Annotated in this window: 14 protein-coding genes; 6 read left to right on the top strand and 8 right to left on the bottom strand. The window is 50.5% G+C overall.

Annotated features, from left to right (window positions below):
• Positions 1 to 136 precede the first annotated feature (136 nt).
• On the top strand, positions 137 to 460 hold the full coding sequence (locus tag ACZ50P_RS11210; RefSeq protein WP_464131172.1) for a hypothetical protein: 324 nt from the start codon (positions 137 to 139) through the stop codon (positions 458 to 460).
• A gap of 23 nt (positions 461 to 483) precedes the next feature.
• On the opposite strand, the gene ACZ50P_RS11205 is transcribed toward ACZ50P_RS11210, so the two are convergent.
• From ACZ50P_RS11205 to ACZ50P_RS11185, 5 genes are all read right to left on the bottom strand, one after another.
• The gene (locus ACZ50P_RS11205) at positions 484 to 1,398 is read right to left on the bottom strand and encodes a hypothetical protein (protein WP_464131170.1); all 915 of its coding nucleotides are present in this window, start codon (positions 1,396 to 1,398) and stop codon (positions 484 to 486) included.
• Positions 1,399 to 1,407: 9 nt separating this feature from the next.
• Positions 1,408 to 2,751 carry a magnesium transporter gene (mgtE, locus tag ACZ50P_RS11200; RefSeq protein ID WP_464120674.1) on the bottom strand — a complete coding sequence of 448 codons (1,344 nt, stop codon included), beginning with the start codon at positions 2,749 to 2,751 and terminating at the stop codon, positions 1,408 to 1,410.
• 167 nt (positions 2,752 to 2,918) lie between these two features.
• Positions 2,919 to 4,781 (bottom strand): ABC transporter ATP-binding protein, encoded by a 1,863-nt coding sequence (locus ACZ50P_RS11195; protein ID WP_464120675.1) that lies wholly within the window; start codon positions 4,779 to 4,781, stop codon positions 2,919 to 2,921.
• The gene (locus ACZ50P_RS11190) at positions 4,774 to 6,555 is read right to left on the bottom strand and encodes an ABC transporter ATP-binding protein (RefSeq protein WP_464131168.1); all 1,782 of its coding nucleotides are present in this window, start codon (positions 6,553 to 6,555) and stop codon (positions 4,774 to 4,776) included. Before ACZ50P_RS11190 ends, ACZ50P_RS11195 begins: the two co-directional genes overlap by 8 nt.
• Positions 6,552 to 7,181 carry a 2OG-Fe(II) oxygenase gene (locus ACZ50P_RS11185; protein WP_464131166.1) on the bottom strand — a complete coding sequence of 210 codons (630 nt, stop codon included), beginning with the start codon at positions 7,179 to 7,181 and terminating at the stop codon, positions 6,552 to 6,554. Before ACZ50P_RS11185 ends, ACZ50P_RS11190 begins: the two co-directional genes overlap by 4 nt.
• 32 nt (positions 7,182 to 7,213) lie before the next feature.
• Between ACZ50P_RS11185 and ACZ50P_RS11180 the strand changes: the two genes are divergently transcribed.
• A complete protein-coding gene (locus ACZ50P_RS11180) occupies positions 7,214 to 8,719 on the top strand; it encodes a flavin monoamine oxidase family protein (protein ID WP_464131165.1) in 1,506 nt (501 codons plus the stop codon).
• A 66-nt stretch (positions 8,720 to 8,785) separates the two neighbouring features.
• Here the strand turns inward: ACZ50P_RS11180 and ACZ50P_RS11175 are convergent, their stop codons facing one another.
• Together ACZ50P_RS11175 and ACZ50P_RS11170 are read right to left on the bottom strand one after the other, a co-directional pair.
• Entirely contained in the window at positions 8,786 to 9,301 is a 516-nt protein-coding gene (locus ACZ50P_RS11175; RefSeq protein WP_464120679.1) for a hypothetical protein, read from the bottom strand.
• A 1-nt stretch (position 9,302) separates the two neighbouring features.
• A complete protein-coding gene (locus ACZ50P_RS11170) occupies positions 9,303 to 11,018 on the bottom strand; it encodes a DUF2785 domain-containing protein (RefSeq protein ID WP_464131163.1) in 1,716 nt (571 codons plus the stop codon).
• A 259-nt stretch (positions 11,019 to 11,277) separates the two neighbouring features.
• On the opposite strand from ACZ50P_RS11170, the gene ACZ50P_RS11165 reads away from it, so the two are divergent.
• The 3 genes from ACZ50P_RS11165 to ACZ50P_RS11155 all read left to right on the top strand — a co-directional run bounded on the left by ACZ50P_RS11165 (position 11,278) and on the right by ACZ50P_RS11155 (position 14,984).
• A complete protein-coding gene (locus ACZ50P_RS11165; RefSeq protein WP_464131162.1) occupies positions 11,278 to 12,084 on the top strand; it encodes a S1 family peptidase in 807 nt (268 codons plus the stop codon).
• A gap of 239 nt (positions 12,085 to 12,323) precedes the next feature.
• Entirely contained in the window at positions 12,324 to 12,647 is a 324-nt protein-coding gene (locus ACZ50P_RS11160) for a hypothetical protein (protein ID WP_464131161.1), read from the top strand.
• A 150-nt stretch (positions 12,648 to 12,797) separates the two neighbouring features.
• Positions 12,798 to 14,984, top strand: a complete 2,187-nt coding sequence (locus tag ACZ50P_RS11155) for a hypothetical protein (RefSeq protein ID WP_464131159.1) — start codon at positions 12,798 to 12,800, stop codon at positions 14,982 to 14,984.
• 43 nt (positions 14,985 to 15,027) lie between these two features.
• Here the strand turns inward: ACZ50P_RS11155 and ACZ50P_RS11150 are convergent, their stop codons facing one another.
• On the bottom strand, positions 15,028 to 15,876 hold the full coding sequence (locus ACZ50P_RS11150; protein ID WP_464131158.1) for an outer membrane beta-barrel protein: 849 nt from the start codon (positions 15,874 to 15,876) through the stop codon (positions 15,028 to 15,030).
• A 396-nt stretch (positions 15,877 to 16,272) separates the two neighbouring features.
• Here ACZ50P_RS11150 and ACZ50P_RS11145 point away from each other — a divergent pair, with 396 nt between their 5' ends.
• On the top strand, positions 16,273 to 18,138 hold the full coding sequence (locus ACZ50P_RS11145; protein ID WP_464131157.1) for a hypothetical protein: 1,866 nt from the start codon (positions 16,273 to 16,275) through the stop codon (positions 18,136 to 18,138).
• Position 18,139 lies beyond the last annotated feature (1 nt).

Raw genomic sequence — 18,139 nt, 5'->3', positions numbered from 1 at the left:
ACAAGAACTCGCGGCCGTTTCTATTTTTACGGTATTCTCCGGAACAGAATAATTACAATCCAAAGCGGACCCTTGGAAGGGATAGATCGTGCTTGGTAAGACAAGGCCACTTTAAAACAAAAAAAAGGGGAGGCCCATGAAAGCGATCGTTTCCGGATTGATTATGATGTTAGTGACCTCAACGGGTTTTGCGGCGGTGACCGCAAAGGATGTTGCCAAATGCCAGATGTTCGCAGAGGGTTTTGCCCAAGGCGTTTATTCCGCAAATACTTCCGGCATACAGGGGCATGAGTGGGGCAGTTCGATTGAATCCTTCACCGTGAATAACGGCGACAATTCCATTGACTACAAAGTGGTCGTCAGCGGCGGCAATGATGAGGGTGAAAGCTGGGATGTCTTCTATCTGATCACAGTGGCTGCCAAAGGGTGCCACCTGATTTCTTACGATGAAGTTAAGTAGTCAAAGAATAGGATTTTCTGCGTTTAAAGGCCAAAGAACTTAAACACGCGTTCGGCCAGCAGGAACTCGTCTTGCAGATCCAGAGGGTCCTCGGGCAGATGCCAGACGGCCTCTTTGGAGTCTTTGTGCAGCCCGGACAGTCGAGTCTGGGCCTGCTTCCAGAAAAGCGTCTGCCACTGTTGATTGGTGTTGTGAATGAAAAGATCACTTAGTTCCAGCGCTCTTTTCGTCGCCGCCTTCACCAGGGGTTTATTTCCAGGCAGGATATAATTCACCGCAGATTCGATGTCTTCGGTGTGAACCATTTCCAAAAGTAAGTACGTTGCAGTCAGCAGGGCATACAGGTACTGCCGGTATTCTTGTGGCGGAAGCTGAGACCATTTATCCACACCGCCAGGGCGATAGATGGCACGAACCTGTTCAAATGAATTTGAAACTTTTGTGCCCAGCTCATCTCCCAGGGCCAGATCCAAAGTGACCACCAGGCTTTCTGCAAAGTTCAAATAACGACAGAAGTCCCTCTGTTTTTTCGGAGCCGGCGGCAGCAGACGCCACAAGATACGGTGATTTTGTTCGTGAAACACCGAGATCTCGCTGTAAGCCATCAGGGACTTGACGGCCGCCTCGGGATCAGCAACCTCGGCCGCATGATCTTTGAACCAGAGTATTTCACTTAAGATGGGGCTGTATTCGATAGAGTCTTTAAACAGATCCTGAGCACTTAAGGAGCGCATGGTGGAGCAGACCTTCGCGCTGTATTTTCCATCCAGAGATAGATACAGCTGGCGACTTCGCTGGTACAGACTGCTGGCCTTGAGCAGTTGAGCATCGAAAGGATATTCTTCCAGGGTCACCGCATCGAATTTCTTCGAAGTCGGAAGCGCGAATAGAAAAGAGATGTGCTTCAGATACTTTTGCACGGTCGCATTTTTCTTCATATCAGAAACCTACAGCAGAATGCCACTGAGGAAGAACGAAGCCACCGTGAAGTAAATCACAAGACCCGTAACGTCCACCAGTGTCGCAACGGCCGGAGCCGAAGCCGAAGCGGGGTCAAAGCCCACCTTCTTCAGAACAAAAGGCAACATCGAGCCGGAAATGGTTCCCCACAACACAACCCCCACCACGCTCGCGGCGACAGTCATGCCCACTTGCATGTAGTGAACCGTATACAGACTTTCGCGGTTCGGCCACAACATGATACGAATAAAGCCGATCATTCCCAGCACCAGACCCAGGCAGGCCCCGGTGAGGATTTCGCGACCTAAAACGCGCCACCAGTCGCGCAGACGCACCTCGCGCAGAGCGATGGCACGAATAATCAAAGTGGACGCCTGAGAGCCCGAGTTACCACCTGAGCTGATAATCAGCGGAATGAACATGGAAAGAACCACGGCCTTGGACAGTTCGTCCTCGAAGAAGGCCATGGCCGTCGCTGTGAACATTTCCCCGAGGAAAAGAATCATCAGCCAGCCACCGCGCTTTTTTAACATCTCCAGCATGGAGATTTTCAAATACGGTGCATCCAGGGATTCAACACCCCCGATTTTGTGGATATCTTCGGTCGCTTCTTCCTGGATGGCTGTCGCCACGTCATCGAAGGTGACGATACCTTTCATGATGCCGTTTTCATCGACAACCGGGACCGCCATCAGCTCCTGTTGAGAGAAAATACGACCGATTTGTTCCTGGTCCATCTCAACTGGAACCTTCAACACGTCGGTGTGCATGATCTCGGCAATTTTCTTTTCCGGCGAGGACTGGAACAATTCGCGGAAAGAAACCACACCCAGAAGTTTTTGTTCTGAATCCAGAACGTAAGCATAGTAAATCGTTTCAACGTGGGTCTTGGCTTGAATACGAATGTAGCTGATGGCCTCATCCACGCTCATATCCGGGCGCAGGCGCACAAAGCGGGAGCTCATCAAGCCCCCGGCGGCGTCCTCAGCATAGGCGAGCAGGGCAGTGACCTCACGCTTGGTTTGCGGGTCCAGCAAAGACAGAATGTCCTCGCGGCTGTCATGTCCCATTTCCTGAATCAAGTCGGCTACGTCATCGGGTGCGAGCAGGCGAATCCAGGACCTTTTTTCGAGGTGCGTTGCTTCCTCGATCAATTCGGCCTGGTCGTGGGTCTTGAGACTGAGGAAAAGTTCTTCCGCCTCGGTGCGAGGCAGTTCTTTGAATTTCTCACGACGTTCGCCAGGACTAAGGGCGGACCAACTGTCCGATAGAGACATCACAGTGTCTTGTTCTTGGACGTCTTCATGGCTGTGGTTTTCGTTGTTGTCCATGGGCCCCACCTGGTTGAAAAACGGATATCGCTGTCCCGATCAAATACCCTCTAACATCGGCTGGAGCAAACTTATTCTTTAGAAGCCGTTTCAAAACCCTCAGACTTGGCGTTGCGGCGTCGTCGGCGTGCGGATCGCACGCCTTGGAAGAACGCGATAGTTTGGGCCTAGACTAATTCGGTGTTTTTGAAACGGGGAAGGACTTCCGCTGTCGGCCCCAGGGCGACAATTTCCCCATTCTGTAACCATAAAATTCGATCACATTTAGCCAGAGTCGACAGGCGGTGCGCGATAATTATCTGTGTTCTGTCAGAGAAGAACTCCTCCGTGGCGCGAACCATGATTTCTTCGGACTGCGGATCCACGGAACTGGTCGCCTCATCCATGATCACAATCGGGGCCTGTTGCAAAAGACAGCGGGCCATACACAGAAGCTGGCGTTCGCCCAGGGACAGGTTTTTGCCGCGCTCTTCAATGCGCATATCCAATCCGCCGGGTTGACTTAAGACCCAGTCTCGTAAGCCGACTTGCTCCAAAACAGAAAGAAGTTTTTCCTCGGAAATTTGACCGTCGATGTCCAGGTTAAAGCGCAGGGTTCCCTGGAAAAGGATCGGTTCCTGCGCGATAAACGCCATGGACTTTCGATACAGGTTCAGATCCACGCCGGAGACCTGCTCTGACAGCTTGGGGAGGTGATTGTTGATGGAAATCTGTCCTTTGTCGATCGGGTAAAGATAAAACAGTGCCTGAATTAAACTGGATTTGCCGGACCCGGTGCGTCCCACAATACCCAGGCGCTCTCCAGCGTGTACTTCAAAGTGAACACCCTTCAGAACCCATGGCAGGTCTTCGCGATAGCGGAACCACACGTCCTGCACCTGAACAGATGCATTGCGGTCTTCGGTCAGACGACGGTTTGCCAGATACTTTTCAACAGAGGGAGAGTAGGTCGGATGTCCTGTGGCAAAGGTGGCGGATGAGGGCAGCAGCGAGCCGCGCTCGATATCCATGCGCATGTACTGATCCAGTCGTTCGACGCCGATCATGGCTTCTTCAAATTGCGTCAACCATTCAAAGAACATCTGCACGGTGTTGCCGGAAAGTGCAATAAAGGCAAAGGCCACCCCGACGGACCCCACAGTGGCCCAACCCTTTTCCACCATGAAGTAGGCGGAAACGCCGGTGATAAGCAGAAGGAAGGCTGTCAGGCTGTTCATTTGCAATGAAAAGCTCAGAAGACTTTTTGTGGTGTTCAATTTTTGCGTCAGGAAATATCGATCCAGACGCTCGAAGCGTTCACTAAAGGATTTTTGCCGGCGGAAGGAACGAATGGTGCTAGCACCCTGCGTGGTTTCAGCAAAGTGCGCAATGCTGGGTGAGCGACTGGCAGATAGTTCCCGGCGGGCCGTGCGCAATTTTTCCTGATTCAGCTTATAGACCAGGTAGTTCATGATGGCGATAAAGACCACGAAGACCAGATACACAGGATTGGCCAAAGTAATCAGTGCCACCATCATCATCAGATCGAAAATAATTGAAATGAACTCGGCCAAGGGGCCGCCGAAAAGACGGAAGACGTTGCCGTAATCGCTGGAAAAGCGGGTGATAATGCGGCCTGCAGGAGTGTTGTCGAAAAAACTCATCGGCAGGCGAGAAGTGCGTAACGTCACTTCGTCATAGAACGAGGAAATAGCCTGGGCTGACAACCGCGAAAAGCTGACCCGGAAGGATAAGGTCAGCACGAAGCCCGTCAAGGCCATGCCTGTCAGCAGGGCAATGATCTGACCGGAAGTCATTCCAGTCAGAATGTTTTCTTTCCCGGTGATCGTGTCCACCCAGTAACCGATGATATTGGTGTTGGCCAGCAGCAGCCCGCGCCCGACAATTCCCAGGCACAGACAAACGATGATGCGGACCAGGAACGGCTGGTAGGCGTACTTCAGTGTGGCGTAGATGGTCTTGTTGTATCCGCCGCCTTTTTTGGTGTCGCCATCAGAAAGATATTTGGGGTTGATCGGTGCATTAGACATGTGTCACCTCCGCTTTTTTGTCTGCGGCCTCTTTGGCGACACTCGTGGTGTAGGCTCGGAACTTTTCATTGCGTGCCAGAAGTTCTTCAAACGTGCCAGAATCAATGATCTGTCCTTCTTCCATGAACAAAATGCGATCCACACGGTTTAAGGCACTCAGTCGGTGAGTGACCAGAAGGCGCGTGCGGTCTGCCCAGGCACCTAATAGCAACTGCTCAAAAAGTTTTTGTTCAGTGTCGACATCCACGGCACTGAGGCAGTCATCCAGCAGCATGATGGGAGCTTCAAGATAGTGAACGCGGGCCAGCCCGACACGTTGTCTTTGGCCTCCTGAAAGATTCACGCCCCGCTCGCCGATCTCGGTGTTCAAACCTTTTTCCACTCTCTCGGTGTTCAGATCAAATTGCGCCAGACGCAGAGACTCTTCCACCATGGGGTCGCGCTCGGCCTCAATGTCATAGATGAAGGCCACGTTTTCGCGCAAGGTCGCGTTCATGATAAAACCTTCCTGTGGGACATACGCAAAGTGAGATCGCACCTCATCGACGGAAACTTTTTGTGCGTCCTTTCCTGCCAGATGATAGAAGTCAAACCGGGCTCCGGTTTCTTTCAGCAATGATAAAAGCAGCATGGATTTTCCGGCGCCAACCTCGCCAACAACCGCCACAAACTCTCCGTTTTTGATATCCAAGGAGACATTGCGAAGAATGCGGCGTTGGGACACAGTCAGGTTCAAGCCGCGCACCTGCAAAGCATATTCTTCCTGTCCTTGCGGAAGTGGAGTGCTTGCTGAACGGTCTTCAGTTGTGTTGTTCTGGGTCGAAAAATAGTCTTCCAGGCGGCGCAGGGAGGTCCAGGAATCAAATGCGAACGTAAAGAACCAGGGCATTTGCCGGAACGGTCGGGTCAGAAAAACTCCGACAATCCATAGCAGGGCCAGAAGCTCGCCACTGGTTAATTGATGATTGGAGTAGAACACCAAAGTCGCCAACGCCACCGCATTCAGAAAGAAAGTGATGGATGTTGAAATGGAGTTCATCACCTGACCGTTGGTGACCATGGAAACGCGGTTGCGTGTTTCCACGATACGCTTGGCGAAGATGTTTTTTTCAAAGTGTTGGGTCCAGCTCAGGATACGAATGGTGCGGATGTTCTGGATCCATTCGTTCACCAGGCCGATACGCTCTGCCGCCAGTTGTTTGAAGTTAAAAAAGAACTTGGACTGTCGGAAGGCCAGGAATGTGTTCAGGCAGGAAATCGCCAGCATCAGCAAGATGGTCGGCCAAAGCGGAACATCAAAAAGCAAAGAAATTGCGAAGGGTGAAAGAATCAAAGGGAACAGCATAGAGGCGCCCGCGGGCAAAGTCTGATCCAGAAAAACGGTGGCGCCCTGAACGTCCGTGGCATACAAAGAAACGATTTCACCCACGGGGCGGCCGCTCATTGTGTCGACCTGCAGGTGCAGGGTTTTGTCATAAAGTCTTTTGGCGAAGACCTTTTGCATATAAAGCGCTTCGCGCACGCTCAGGAAGTTTGTCAGTTGAGTGAAGGCTTGGGCCAGCAGAACACAGAAAAAAGCGCCGATGATGTAAGTTAATGTGTGATCAAACTGGATAAAGTGAAGTCGGCTTTCAACGCCGGTCAGCTGATCGATGAACTCTTTTTGGAAAAAAGGCCCCAGCAAGCCCAGCACCGCGGCAATCAGCGAGCACACCAAAACGGTGATTCGCGCATGCAGACGGGTGAAAACAACTTCAGTAAAAAGAGACTTCATGATGCATCGTTCCTAAACCATCCGGTCAAACTGAGCCGGTGTGAATGACTTTTCTCCACTTGGTGCGGGAAAAGTTCGCTGCGGAATAAAACAAAGGTGCCAAGGCGAGGTTCAATCTGTGTGATAAGCTGATTTTCGTCGTCAGGCTCATACAAGCTGAGTTCGCCACCATCGCCCTTTTTCCAGTCTGGGTTAAGATAAAGAACAAAGGTTATTCTTCTCGCACCCGAACCACGATGGTTGTCAATATGCTTATCATAACCTCCGCCCGGAGGATACAGTGCAAAGTGAGATTCAAATCTTTTGAGACCTAAATAAAAAAACTGATTGAGTTTCGATTTTAAAAGCTCCATCTGATCGAGGAAGCTTTGTTGCAGCTCCGAGGCGGTGTTTTCCTCCAGCCACAGAGTGAAGTCGCCGCGGATTTCGGCGTTGATCGTTTTGCTGCCTGCATGCCCGATGGAGGCTTTGGTCAGCTCTCCTTCGTGGTGCAGGCGATGACACTCTTGGGCGAGCGCCATGCAGAATTCAGAGGGAAAAATGTCGTTTGCTGTGGCCCAGTTATCCTGGGCCAGAGACTCCAACATTCTATCCAGATTTATGAGATTGATTTGATTCTGTTCCAAAGTGTTGCCATTCTATTCAGGTGAGGGGAGCAATGGCAAAAAGTTCTTTTACCCGTCGTGAGTTTTTGAAAATCTCGGCCTTGGGGTCCGGCGCAATGGCTTTGGGGGCTTGTACCACCACTGAGCGCCTCTTTATGGGGGACACCCGGGACTTACGCGATGAGGTTGTGATTTTAGGGGCCGGCGCGGCAGGTTTGTCAGCCGCCTTCGAACTGAAGAAACGCAAAGTTCCGTTCCGGATCTTTGAGGCCTCCTCACGTGTCGGAGGACGTGTTCAGTCGGTGTCCGTGTTTCCCGCAGAAGGCCCGGTGGCCGAGCTGGGAGCCGAGTTCGTTGATGGTTCCCACGCCACCGTGATTGCACTGGCCAAAGAGCTGAATCTGCCACTGAGGGAAATCCGCACTCCAGCGGGAACCGAAGCCCACTTGTTTTCCTTTCAGGGGCGCCAGTATCGTGTGAAAGATCTTATTCCGCGTCTGAAGACGCTGCAAAATCCCCTGCGCCGTGTGCGCTTGGATTTGTACCGCGACCAGGATGTGGTGTTGAGTTATAAAAATGCGCTTCAGTTTGAACGCTCGGCTTACTATGACAGCCTTTCACTGAAGGATCTGCTGAATTCATGGTCCAGCGAGCTGGATCCGGTGTTGAGTGAGCTGATCGAGGTGCAAGCCGTGAATCGCTTCGGAGTGGATGCCAAGGATCAGTCTGCATTGCACTTTCTTTCCACGCTTGATGCCGAGGGCAGTTCACTGCTGAGTTCCTCAACCCTGTATCGCATGGAAGGGGGCCTGTCGTCTTTGATGCAGGTTCTGGCGGATCGGGCCGGCGGTGTCATTCCGGACCATATAATGAAAATGAACATGGCTTTGGTGGAAGTGGAGTATGAAAAGGAGATCTTCAAACTCACATTCCAGGGGCCTCGGGGAAAAGAAGTCTTCCGGGCTCGCAATGTTATTTGCACGCTGCCTTTTTCAAAGTTGCGTGAAGTCAAAGGCCTGATGGATTTAGAACTTTCCGAATTGAAGAAAGACGTCATTCGTCATCAGGAATACGCCACTCACAGCAAAGGGGTCGTGGGTTTTGCAACCCCGTTCTGGCGAAGTCCGCTGGCTTCGACGCCTGGAAATCTGGGCAACTTCACCGGGGACTTCCTTTCGGAAAAAATCTGGGACTCCGGACGCTCCCAGCCCGGCACCCAGGGCCTGCTGACTTGGCAACGAGGTGGCAGTTCCGGTTTGAGGGCCGGTGCGGCGGCAACCGATGAAGCGCGTAAGGATCTGGAGCGTTTCTATGGCGAAGTTCCCGCCAGACTCAGTGGGGTCCAGCAGATGATCAACTGGCGCCAGCGCAAATGGTCGTTGGGCTCTATGGCCGTGTTTAAGCCTGGCCAGTACATGAAGTATCGCGGAGCCGCAGCGGAACCCGAGTTGGCTGGTCATCTTCACTTTGCCGGAGAGCACACCAGTTTGCGTTTTGCCGGAACCTTGCAGGGGGCTTTGGAGTCTGGTCAGAGAGCGGCTGTCGATATCCTGCGATAGAAAATAAAAAAGGCGTCATGAAGATGACGCCTTTTTCTTTTTTCGGAACGTGCGGCTGAAATCGGGTTATTTAACCAGATTCACCTGCAGGACACCTGCATTGCCTTGCGAAGAGATGAAGCTGTCCACATCTGTTTTGTTGATCGCATTGATCAAAGAACTCATGCGATTGTTGGTCGCAGTCATGCCTTGAGGGATGGATCCGTCCGCGTTCACCCAGCTATAGTTGGCCTGAGGCGACACCACAAACACCACGATATTGTACGAAGGACGGAAACCTTCTTTTTCCACCTGAACAGAAGGCAGGCTCATTGTGTCGGCAGAGATGTATACCGTGCGGGCTTCCTTCACCTGAGAGATGGAAATCTGAGAGGAATCCGTAGAGATAAACGGACGTGAGCCGACGGCATAAAGCACCGTCAGATACTGCCCGCGGTAGTTGCCCAGGCGGTTGACCTGCAGAGCGGGGATGGACTCAAAGCGCGCAGCCTCGGCACTTCTTTGAGAGACTGAACCGCTCATGAGGCCAAGACCGATAATCAGAGTCAAAGCATTGATGATGATAAGTTTGAGGGATCGCATGTTATTTCGCTCCTGTTTTCGCGTAATCCAGATACATCACTAAGTGACCGTTTGGATCCATCATGACGCGATTAATATCCAGTTTAATTCCTAAAATCTGTGGAGGAAGAGGCAAGCCACCAGGCAGGGACTCTTCTGTTTTTCTCCAGTTTGCACTGCGTTTTTTCAACTCGTCTTTGACACCGTCACGGACTTTGCCTTTGAAGAGCTTGCCCGCCATAGAGATGTACTTGTCATCCAGATACATGGAATCTGTATCGATCGAGTGCAACAGCAGTTGCATGCCGCTCTTATCCTCTAACTGGCGCAATTTTGCAATGATATCGAAGTCCACCACGATGATGTTTTTTAGGAACATCGAACCGGGCTTAATTTCGACTGAAACTCTTAATTTGACGAAGGTTTCAGTAGGCTTCAAAGCCACACCAGCTGGAGTTTTTACATAGTCTATCAACGGTGTCGCCACCAGTTTCAAAACGGAACCATCGGATTGTTTGATCTGTTCGAAGTTTCTGCGCTCAAATGCCAGTTGCAGAACGCGATTGATCAGGGATCGGTCCACACTCAGGCCAATGTCATAATTTTCCTGAGCCACGGCGCCGAATGAGGGAGCCCCGCGGGAAGCGTGCCCCGCTACTGGAGCGCTGCGGCTGTTGACCGGATCTTCCACGTAGGTGGTCAGATCAATGTTCAGGGACTTCTTAAGATTCAGGTTTTGGAGCTGCAAGCCCCACTTGAAAGCCGGACGGGTGTCGGTGGGTTCCTGGCCAGGAGCTGCCATGTCCTGAACTTGTTCCAAGGGACCTTTTAGGAATTCTTTGGCTTTTTGGTTTAGCATTTCCGGTAGCTGTTTGCGTGCAAATTCACCGATGTTTTCACGGACTTTTTCCAGAATCATCGGAGCCTGAGCGGCAAAAAGCTTTTCGATTTCAGCATTGTTCAAATAGAACTTTTTGCCGTTCACCTCGATGGCAAAGGTCGGAACCAGTAGTTTTTTATACTGCAAAGCCAACGACGTTTTATCAAAGTTGTTGTCAATTTCCAAAGCCTCGAAATCCAGTGTTCCATAGGCATTCATGCGGATGTAGAAAGGAATGCGGATGCGCAAAGGGATTTCCTTGTCACCAGCCTCCAAAGAAACATCTTCAAAACCGATCTTACCAAGGAATTCGTTTTGCGTGTCCCAGGCGACCACGGACTTTGTGGCCAGGGTCATTTTTTTCACTTCCAATTCAATGGCCAGAATCGCACCGTCACGTTTTCCCAGGGAATCCATCAGGCGTTCATCCGTCACCAGACCAAAGCGGGAAAACTGCGCGATATAACCGGATTCTCCGATTTCAATTTGCGGCTGGTGATCGTTCATTGAGAATCCCACCAGCCACTGGGTCAGAAGACCACGCACCTGGTTGTACATTTTCACCATTTCCGGATTGGACGCCATGATGTCTTCAGGCTTCAGGGGCTTTTCAAAAGTATAAGTCATTGCCGGGAAATAGCCCTCATCCAGCTTCACGCCCAGATTCCCCAGAATTTCACTCAGGCGGTTGTCGAAGTATTTCATCCCGCGTTGAGTGACCTGAACACGGACTGCATTTTTCAACAGATGCTTATTGGCGATCTGCGGATTGGCGTCGGTGACAGCATGGGCAGTCATCGCCTGCAGGGTCAGCAGAAGCGGGATCAGCAACTTGGATGTGGGCAACCGATTTGGCATTTTTGTTATCCTCATATTTAGGGGCCATGGTCCGTTGCCCCAAGATGCAAATGCGATTCCATTTATGAGACGGTGTCAGACCCTTTATATGGACGCTGAGGCTTAGACAGGTGTCTAAAATTGATACAGGGGACCTTTTATGTCGACCAATGTAAATAGGGAAGGTTCTGGAAAAAAGATCAGGGTCTGGTCTTAGTTCCCCTTTTTTATTCAAGCTTTGATAGAAAAGGCCATCGTAAAAAAACACAAGGGGTAATACATGCTCAAAAAGTTAACGATGACTATGATGGCGACGGCAATGTTGGCAGCTTGCGGTCAACAGAACTCTGCTCAAGTACAAGCCACTGAAGCTCAGAATGGTGTGATTGGCGGTGAGGTTGTTTCCGCTGGCAGCAATATTGCGCGGTCCACAGTAGGATTGTATGATGCGAAAGTGGGGGCTTTGTGCTCTGGTACTTTGATTGCTCCGCAATTGGTTCTGACTGCGGCTCACTGTGTGGATCCAAACTCCAGTGAATTGATCGTCTTCTTTGGCCAGGAAATGAAAGGTTTGGATAAGTCCAAATCTCGTAAAACAATCAAAGCTATTCAACACAAGCTTTATAATCCAGATCGCGCGGAAGATACAGCTGACATTGCCCTGGTTCGCTTTGAAGGCAATGTTCCGGCGGGTTACGTTCCGGCTCCTTTGTACAAAGAATTCAATGAGCTGCAAAAAGGTTCCCGCATTGTGGTTGCCGGTTACGGTTTGAATTGGTCATGGGGTATCAAAAAGGGTGCAGGCACCTTGCGCACAACTGATTTGAAGGTGAAAAAGCCCTTGTATGGCAGCACAGAAATCATGATCGATCAGTCCTTGAAAAAAGGTATCTGCAGTGGTGATTCCGGCGGCCCGGCTTACGTGGAAAAAAATGGCAAGCTTTATCTGATGGGTGTTGCGAGTCGCGGCGACTCTATCCCAATTCCTCTGACTCCGGACTGCTTCATCATGTCCATCTTTACAAGAGTGGACGCTTATGTTCCCTGGATTCAGGAAACAGCAGCTTTGCTGATGTCCATCAAATAGGATATTTCAGAAGAATCTGAAATAAAATCAGGCGGCAACGCCTTATCAGGACCCACAACTTTCAAAAAGGTTGTGGGTTTTTTTATATTGTGGAAGTAGTCTTCTGCGATCTTTCCATCCACCAGCTCAAAGTACACGCAATTCTTATAGGTCGAAGCCTCTGAACAATCTCCTGACTTGAGAGCCGCCCGAAATTCAGTTAAATCCTTAGGCCTACCGCTTTTAACAAAGGTAAGAACATGATGAACAAAGTCGCTTTTGCTTTTTTGTCTTTTTCTCTGGTCCTGACTTCTCAGGCTGCCACAGCCAACTGTGATTTGCAGATCGCTGCGATCGTAGCCAATCACGGACATCCGAGTGATCACCCATCATCTCCAGTTCTGGTGGGGACTCTGCTGGCTGGGGATGCTCGCCGGGGAGCGCAAGGGCACATTGGTCCCTTTTCCGAGGATGTCTATCTTTACCTTAATAATGGATCCCAGCACAGCGGATGGTTTCAGGAAGCCTTTGCCTTGGATTTAGACTGCAAACTTAAAGGGTCTAGCGTCCTTTACGCTGAATAAGCTTGGGCGTTGTGGCTGCCATTGAAGCCACAGGATGAATGAGCAAAACGAACCATTTTCATATATTTTGAAAATGAGTTTTCGACCTGTTTCGCGTAATAACCTTCATGGGGGATTGAGCCGGCAGAAAGAAATGCCGAAAAGTTCTTCATGATCAGAACGTATGTGTATTCATCTTTTGCATGTTTTCTAGTTGTACTTCTATGCGGTTGTAGCCTTGACCTCAATTTAACCCAAAATCCTTCGTTGCTGCCGACATCACCGGGCACTGAAAATCCCATCCAATCCTTCGGTGGAAAGCTGTGTTTCGAAGGTGGCGCCATTCGTACTGTGCTCGAGTCCGAGGGAATTCGTTATTACGGTGGGGACTTTACTAAAGTGGGTCCCTGTTCGAGCGGTATTACGAACTTGTCTTCGGATCCTCGCGGTCAGGCAGTCTCTTTGCCTGTCTCGTTAAAAGAGGCCCACGCCTTAGTGCAGGATTCTTTAGGACGATACTACGTTGCGATGACCGTGGCTAATCCTGGTGAGATGCGGGTCAGAAGATTTACGTCTGACTGGGCTTTGGATAATTCTTTTGTGTCGCCTGCGTTTTACTATGCCCCTTCCCTTCTTGAGGAAAAACGGCAGATCGCTTGGCTGCATACTAAAAACGACAAGCTGATTTTAGCCGGTCCCCTCTATTACACCCAACCCTCTGGAGGAGAGGAAGGCGGTGGTGGCGTCCCGATGTCCATGGAAGATGGCAGAAATGTTGCTATTCTGAACTTGGAGAGTGGCGCGTTGTTGCCGGCTAGCATTGTTGCTGATGGGTTGGAGCTGCAGTCCGTGGATGATGTCATCGTGGCGGGTAGCAGGGTTGTCCTGGTCGGAACCATGGGTGGTACCGGGCGTGTTGTTGTTGATTTGGACTATGTGAATCAGACAGTCTTTGTTGAACCGACGGGTTTTAACTCTCCGGCCACCTTGTTGCTGGATGGTGCGGGCCAACCATTGGCTTATCACATGGGTTCGGAGTCTTCTGAGTTGTATACAATCAACAACGGCGTTTTAACTTCTCGTGCATTTGATATCTCGGCCTGCGGAGTTTATGGGTCACCCACCGTGAAGGCCTATGGCAATATGCTTTACCTGTTGGCCCTGGTGGATTTCGAAAATAATTTGGTTAACATCTGTTCTTACGATCTTTCCACGAACCAGGTGACACGAGTGCTGCCGTGGGACACCGACAGAATAGCGCCGAATCAGATTGTCTGGGCGGTGAATGAGGAAAAAATCGCTTTGGCGGTAGGTTCACAGTTTTTGGAGCTGAAGCGCAGCGACTTAACGGAAACATACTATCAGAGCGTCCTTAATTCCGAGACGTTGGCGTCGGTTGCAGGTGGATTCTTCGCTTTGAGTGCCGCCGGCAATGGAGCAACGGGGGCGGGGGTTCATAGCGGTCTTTATGCCGAGTCGATGTCAACCCGACAAGAAGTTGAAATTCCGACCGTGCTAAGCCTTGACGGCGTGAATGATGCCCCGGATGACAAGGTCAGTATCCGCGGACTTGCCGTTCATGGGAAAAAGCTTTATGCGGGTGGGTTCTTTGAACAGGTCAACGGGGTTCAACAGCAAGGCCTTGTGGTGCTTGATATCAATGATGACTTCAAATCTGTGGCCTTGCCAGTTGCGGTTTCGGGAAATGTCTCAGGCCTGGGTCTTTATAACGATAAGTTGTATATGGTCGGTAATAGCCTTGTGGTCGGCGAAGATGCCGAGGCGGGAGAAGTGGTGCCTATGTCTGTCAGTTCGGCATCAAAGCTGGTGGCTCTGGATTTAAATACCGGTTTGCTGGATGCGGGGCTTTCCAACGAGGTTGTCGTTGATATCGGCAATGACGACATTTACACCTTGTACGTCAATCAGAGCGGAATTTATATCGGTGGCTACTTTGTTATTAGTCACGAGGGCAGTGATTATTGGGATTTCGTGGTGCTGGATCACCAGGGGGCGGTGATCGGAACGCCGCTGCCTGCAGATCCAGGGGATTACGAAAATGTCTCTGGGGTGGTGGAGTCCGGCGGTAAAATCTATTTCTCTGTCTGGGACTACGGCAGTGATAAGGCCTCTTATGCCGAGCTTAAACCGGATATGACGTTTGAAACGAAGCTTTTAAGCAGCCAGGTCAGCAGTAAAGCTGTGAGTCTCTTTAAGTATAATGGGAACCTTCACGGGATCGTGACGACGCAGGGCTCTGATGAGGCGGTGATTCGCGAAGTTCAGCAGGACGGAACTGTTGGGGAATCTGAGAAGTTGTCTGTGTCCGGGGCGGAAGCTGGCGGAGGCCCCGCTTAACCGCCCGAGGCACCTTACTTTTTAACAAATATCGGTATCGGCATTAGAAGTTGATACCCCAGCCCGCACGAAGAATGATTTGGTTTGCGGAAGAAGTGTTATTATCCGGGTACATCGCATAATCCAGCTGAACCGGGATGAAGTTCTTCTTGCTCAGGTGATAGTCCAGCCCCAAAGAGCCAACGAAGGTCTGGTTGGTGCTGATCTTACTGGTGTTCAGAACGTTGCTGGATTTACCAATCGCGAATAAGAAACCAAGACCGCCGCCGACCCACGCATCAAATTTGGTGTTGCGAAGATAAGAGTAGCGCACCAGGGCTTCGACCCCAAGATAGCTGATGTCCACTGAACATTCAGAACCAGAGCAACTGACATTGGAAGAAGTGCCTTTGGCCACCAGGGTTTCATAACCACCAAGGAAGCGGGCACTGATGTTTCCATCCAGATTCATCTGATAAAAGCCAGAGGCATTAATACTGCTGCCGGACAGAGAGACCGAAGAGCTGGGGCTGGGCTTGACCGTCATGTTGTTCATGGCATAGCCGGCAGTCACCCCCCAGGCAGATTTGCTGCTGGAACTCTTGACGGAAGCGGACTTCGAGCTGGCGGCAGAGGAGGCAGCTTTGCCAGCGCCGATTTTGCTCAAAGAGAATTCTTGACTCATTTTGCCCTTTAAAATGGCCGCTACTGCTTTGCCATTTTTGATTTGTTTGATTTCCAGCAGAGCGCGGGCTTTGCCATCACTGTCGCGGGCACCGACCTTGTCTCCGACCTGCAGGTCTTCGCCTTCAAGATCAATCAAGGCCCGGTCATTCTTAACAACGACTGTTTTAAGCGCCCAAGCTGGTGAAACCAAAGATGATATCATTAGTGTTGCAATCAAGAATCTCATATTGATCTTATCGACAAATACGCTTGGAACTAAAGGCAAGATCATTTGACTTGAAATTTCAAAGGCCGGATTTTACTGAAGAAGCCTCCAGAATTGCCAGGGCCCACTGCAATCAGGCGATCTTATTCTCGAAGTGAAACAAAAAACTGGCGAAAAATGTCAGCTCAGATTGGGGCGGAACACTTTCTACCCACCTCGGTGGCGGGGTGGGTGTTTCACTTTGAATACAGTGCGGACCACAGATCAAGCACTTAGGTGTTGTTTGTCCCAAAAAGTGTCTCAGGATGATGTGCTGTCGAAGCAATTGACTGGATCTTCAGATGAAAAATATTTCGCGATGCCATCACAATTTATCCTGAATTAGACGATAATGTAAACACTCAGGGGGAATTGAGTATGAGGGGCTACAAATATTTGGTTGTAGTTGCGTCGGCATTGTCTGTGGCAAATGCGAACGCTGCTGATAAAGACATGTTAAAGGCCAAAAGACTCTACGAGAGAATGACTGGCGTTAAGGTGTCTTCCACCAAACCGGAGTTGAAGAAGGTCGTTGAGTATATTTCTCAGAACAACGACCGGGCTGCCGCCAATTACATCACGACGACGCCGGATTTTTTGAATGTCCAGGTAAAAAATCTTTCCCTCCGTCTTTCCAATAAAGATGAGTCGGTCAAAGTTCCATTCAATGACTTCTCGGCTTTGATCGTTGGTGTGGTTCGGGATAATGCGGACTTTCGCGAAGTTTTGACGGCAAATTATTCTTACGAGATTCGTGGCATCGCGAACGATACGGATGAAAGAACCCGCTTCATAAACCAGAGCAACTATACGCCTGTTGAAACCTCTTACCTGGATATGACCAACAAGAATATTCTGGTGAAAAACAGCAGCCAGAAGCTTGTGAAGAACTTCTGGGATACGGCGATCACTCAGGCCAATTTTCAGGGCGGCCAGATTGTGACTTTAGGGACTCATCCGGAACCTGCGGGGATATTCACCACGCGCACATTTGCGGAAAGAAATCTTAGTGGTGGTACCAACCGCCGTGCGGTGGAATTTTCCCTGAAGCAATTCCTTTGTGTTTCCATGGCGGAAGCGGCTGACTCCAGTGCTTCTGACCAATACGTTGGGCGCGATGTCGAGCGTTTCCCAGCAGGGGATCATAATAAATATCTTACCAGCTGCAAAAGCTGCCACTCCGTGATGGACGGTATGCGCGGTGCCTTCGCGAAAATGGAGTATGTGAATTTCACCCATGGGGGTGCGACAGGAACATATTCCCAGATGAACGGCGACTTTTATATTCAACAGGGCATTCTGGCTGACTATAACAAGTACTATGCAGACTATGTCACGCCAACACTGAATGAGATTGTTCCGGAACTGGCAAACAGTCAGGAAAACTCCAGATGGTTCAAAGCACGTGTGGACTATTTGGTCAGCCGTGGGGATACCGTGGCTGTTGCGACAGAGACAACACGTAAAACCTTGGATACCATCCGCGACCCAGCGGTCGCTAATGCTCTGATGGCAGAATATCGCGCTGTTGCCGCCAATCAGGCGTTGTTGGCAACAATTAAAACCAACTATCGTGCGGCAGATTATGTGGCTGAATATACAGCAACATGTCTGAATAAACTGGGAACGACCGCGGGCACGGCACAAACTCGGGAAGATGGTTTCCTGCTTTGTAATTTGGACGTCAAGAAAGATCAGTCTTTGATCTATGCTTTTTACAATGCCAAGTTGACGGCAGCTCGTGTGGCTGACACCGAAAAAGCCCGCCTTCTGGGGAAGTTGATCAATAAAGGCCGCCCTGCGCCTATCAATTTGGCGACGCCCTACTTGCAGGCTAAGGGACAGTTGCGCCAGTTCCCTCGTAACAACTTTGATTCCGCCACGGGTGTGGCGGTGAAAATGAACAAAGGCAGCTATCCCTATGGGTTCGTTGTGAACAGCGATAACTTTGTGAACAATGCCACTTTGGGCAGCAAGTCCTCCTTCTTTGGCTGGCGCGGTCCGGCCTCTGCAGGCGGTTCCGGCGTTAAGGATTTTGGTCGTATGCTTTCGGATTCACGTCGTTTCAGCCAGTGCATGGCTAAACGTGTGTATGAAAGCGTTTGTTTGAAGAAGTTGGAAGCCACTCAATACTCCACACTGGTGCGCCTGGGGGATCGTTTTGAGGCCGTTGGTTACAACCTCAAGAATCTGTACGCGGAAGTTGCGCTGGATCCAGTTTGCGGCGTGGTGAAAGGGGAATAAG

It is taken from the genome of Bdellovibrio sp. CKG001 (genome assembly GCF_055397465.1).
Note: the sequence above shows the minus strand (reverse complement) of the source record. Positions and strands in the feature narration are given on the sequence as shown.

Excerpts from the sequence above, each read along its gene's own strand:
- ACZ50P_RS11210 (WP_464131172.1), top strand. The coding sequence starts at position 137 with ATGAAAGCGATCGTTTCCGGATTGATTATGATGTTAGTGACCTCAACG.
- ACZ50P_RS11205 (WP_464131170.1), bottom strand. The coding sequence starts at position 1,398 with ATGAAGAAAAATGCGACCGTGCAAAAGTATCTGAAGCACATCTCTTTT.
- mgtE (WP_464120674.1), bottom strand. The coding sequence starts at position 2,751 with ATGGACAACAACGAAAACCACAGCCATGAAGACGTCCAAGAACAAGAC.
- ACZ50P_RS11195 (WP_464120675.1), bottom strand. The coding sequence starts at position 4,781 with ATGTCTAATGCACCGATCAACCCCAAATATCTTTCTGATGGCGACACC.
- ACZ50P_RS11190 (WP_464131168.1), bottom strand. The coding sequence starts at position 6,555 with ATGAAGTCTCTTTTTACTGAAGTTGTTTTCACCCGTCTGCATGCGCGA.
- ACZ50P_RS11180 (WP_464131165.1), top strand. The coding sequence starts at position 7,214 with ATGGCAAAAAGTTCTTTTACCCGTCGTGAGTTTTTGAAAATCTCGGCC.
- ACZ50P_RS11175 (WP_464120679.1), bottom strand. The coding sequence starts at position 9,301 with ATGCGATCCCTCAAACTTATCATCATCAATGCTTTGACTCTGATTATC.
- ACZ50P_RS11170 (WP_464131163.1), bottom strand. The coding sequence starts at position 11,018 with ATGCCAAATCGGTTGCCCACATCCAAGTTGCTGATCCCGCTTCTGCTG.
- ACZ50P_RS11165 (WP_464131162.1), top strand. The coding sequence starts at position 11,278 with ATGCTCAAAAAGTTAACGATGACTATGATGGCGACGGCAATGTTGGCA.
- ACZ50P_RS11160 (WP_464131161.1), top strand. The coding sequence starts at position 12,324 with ATGATGAACAAAGTCGCTTTTGCTTTTTTGTCTTTTTCTCTGGTCCTG.
- ACZ50P_RS11155 (WP_464131159.1), top strand. The coding sequence starts at position 12,798 with ATGATCAGAACGTATGTGTATTCATCTTTTGCATGTTTTCTAGTTGTA.
- ACZ50P_RS11150 (WP_464131158.1), bottom strand. The coding sequence starts at position 15,876 with ATGAGATTCTTGATTGCAACACTAATGATATCATCTTTGGTTTCACCA.
- ACZ50P_RS11145 (WP_464131157.1), top strand. The coding sequence starts at position 16,273 with ATGAGGGGCTACAAATATTTGGTTGTAGTTGCGTCGGCATTGTCTGTG.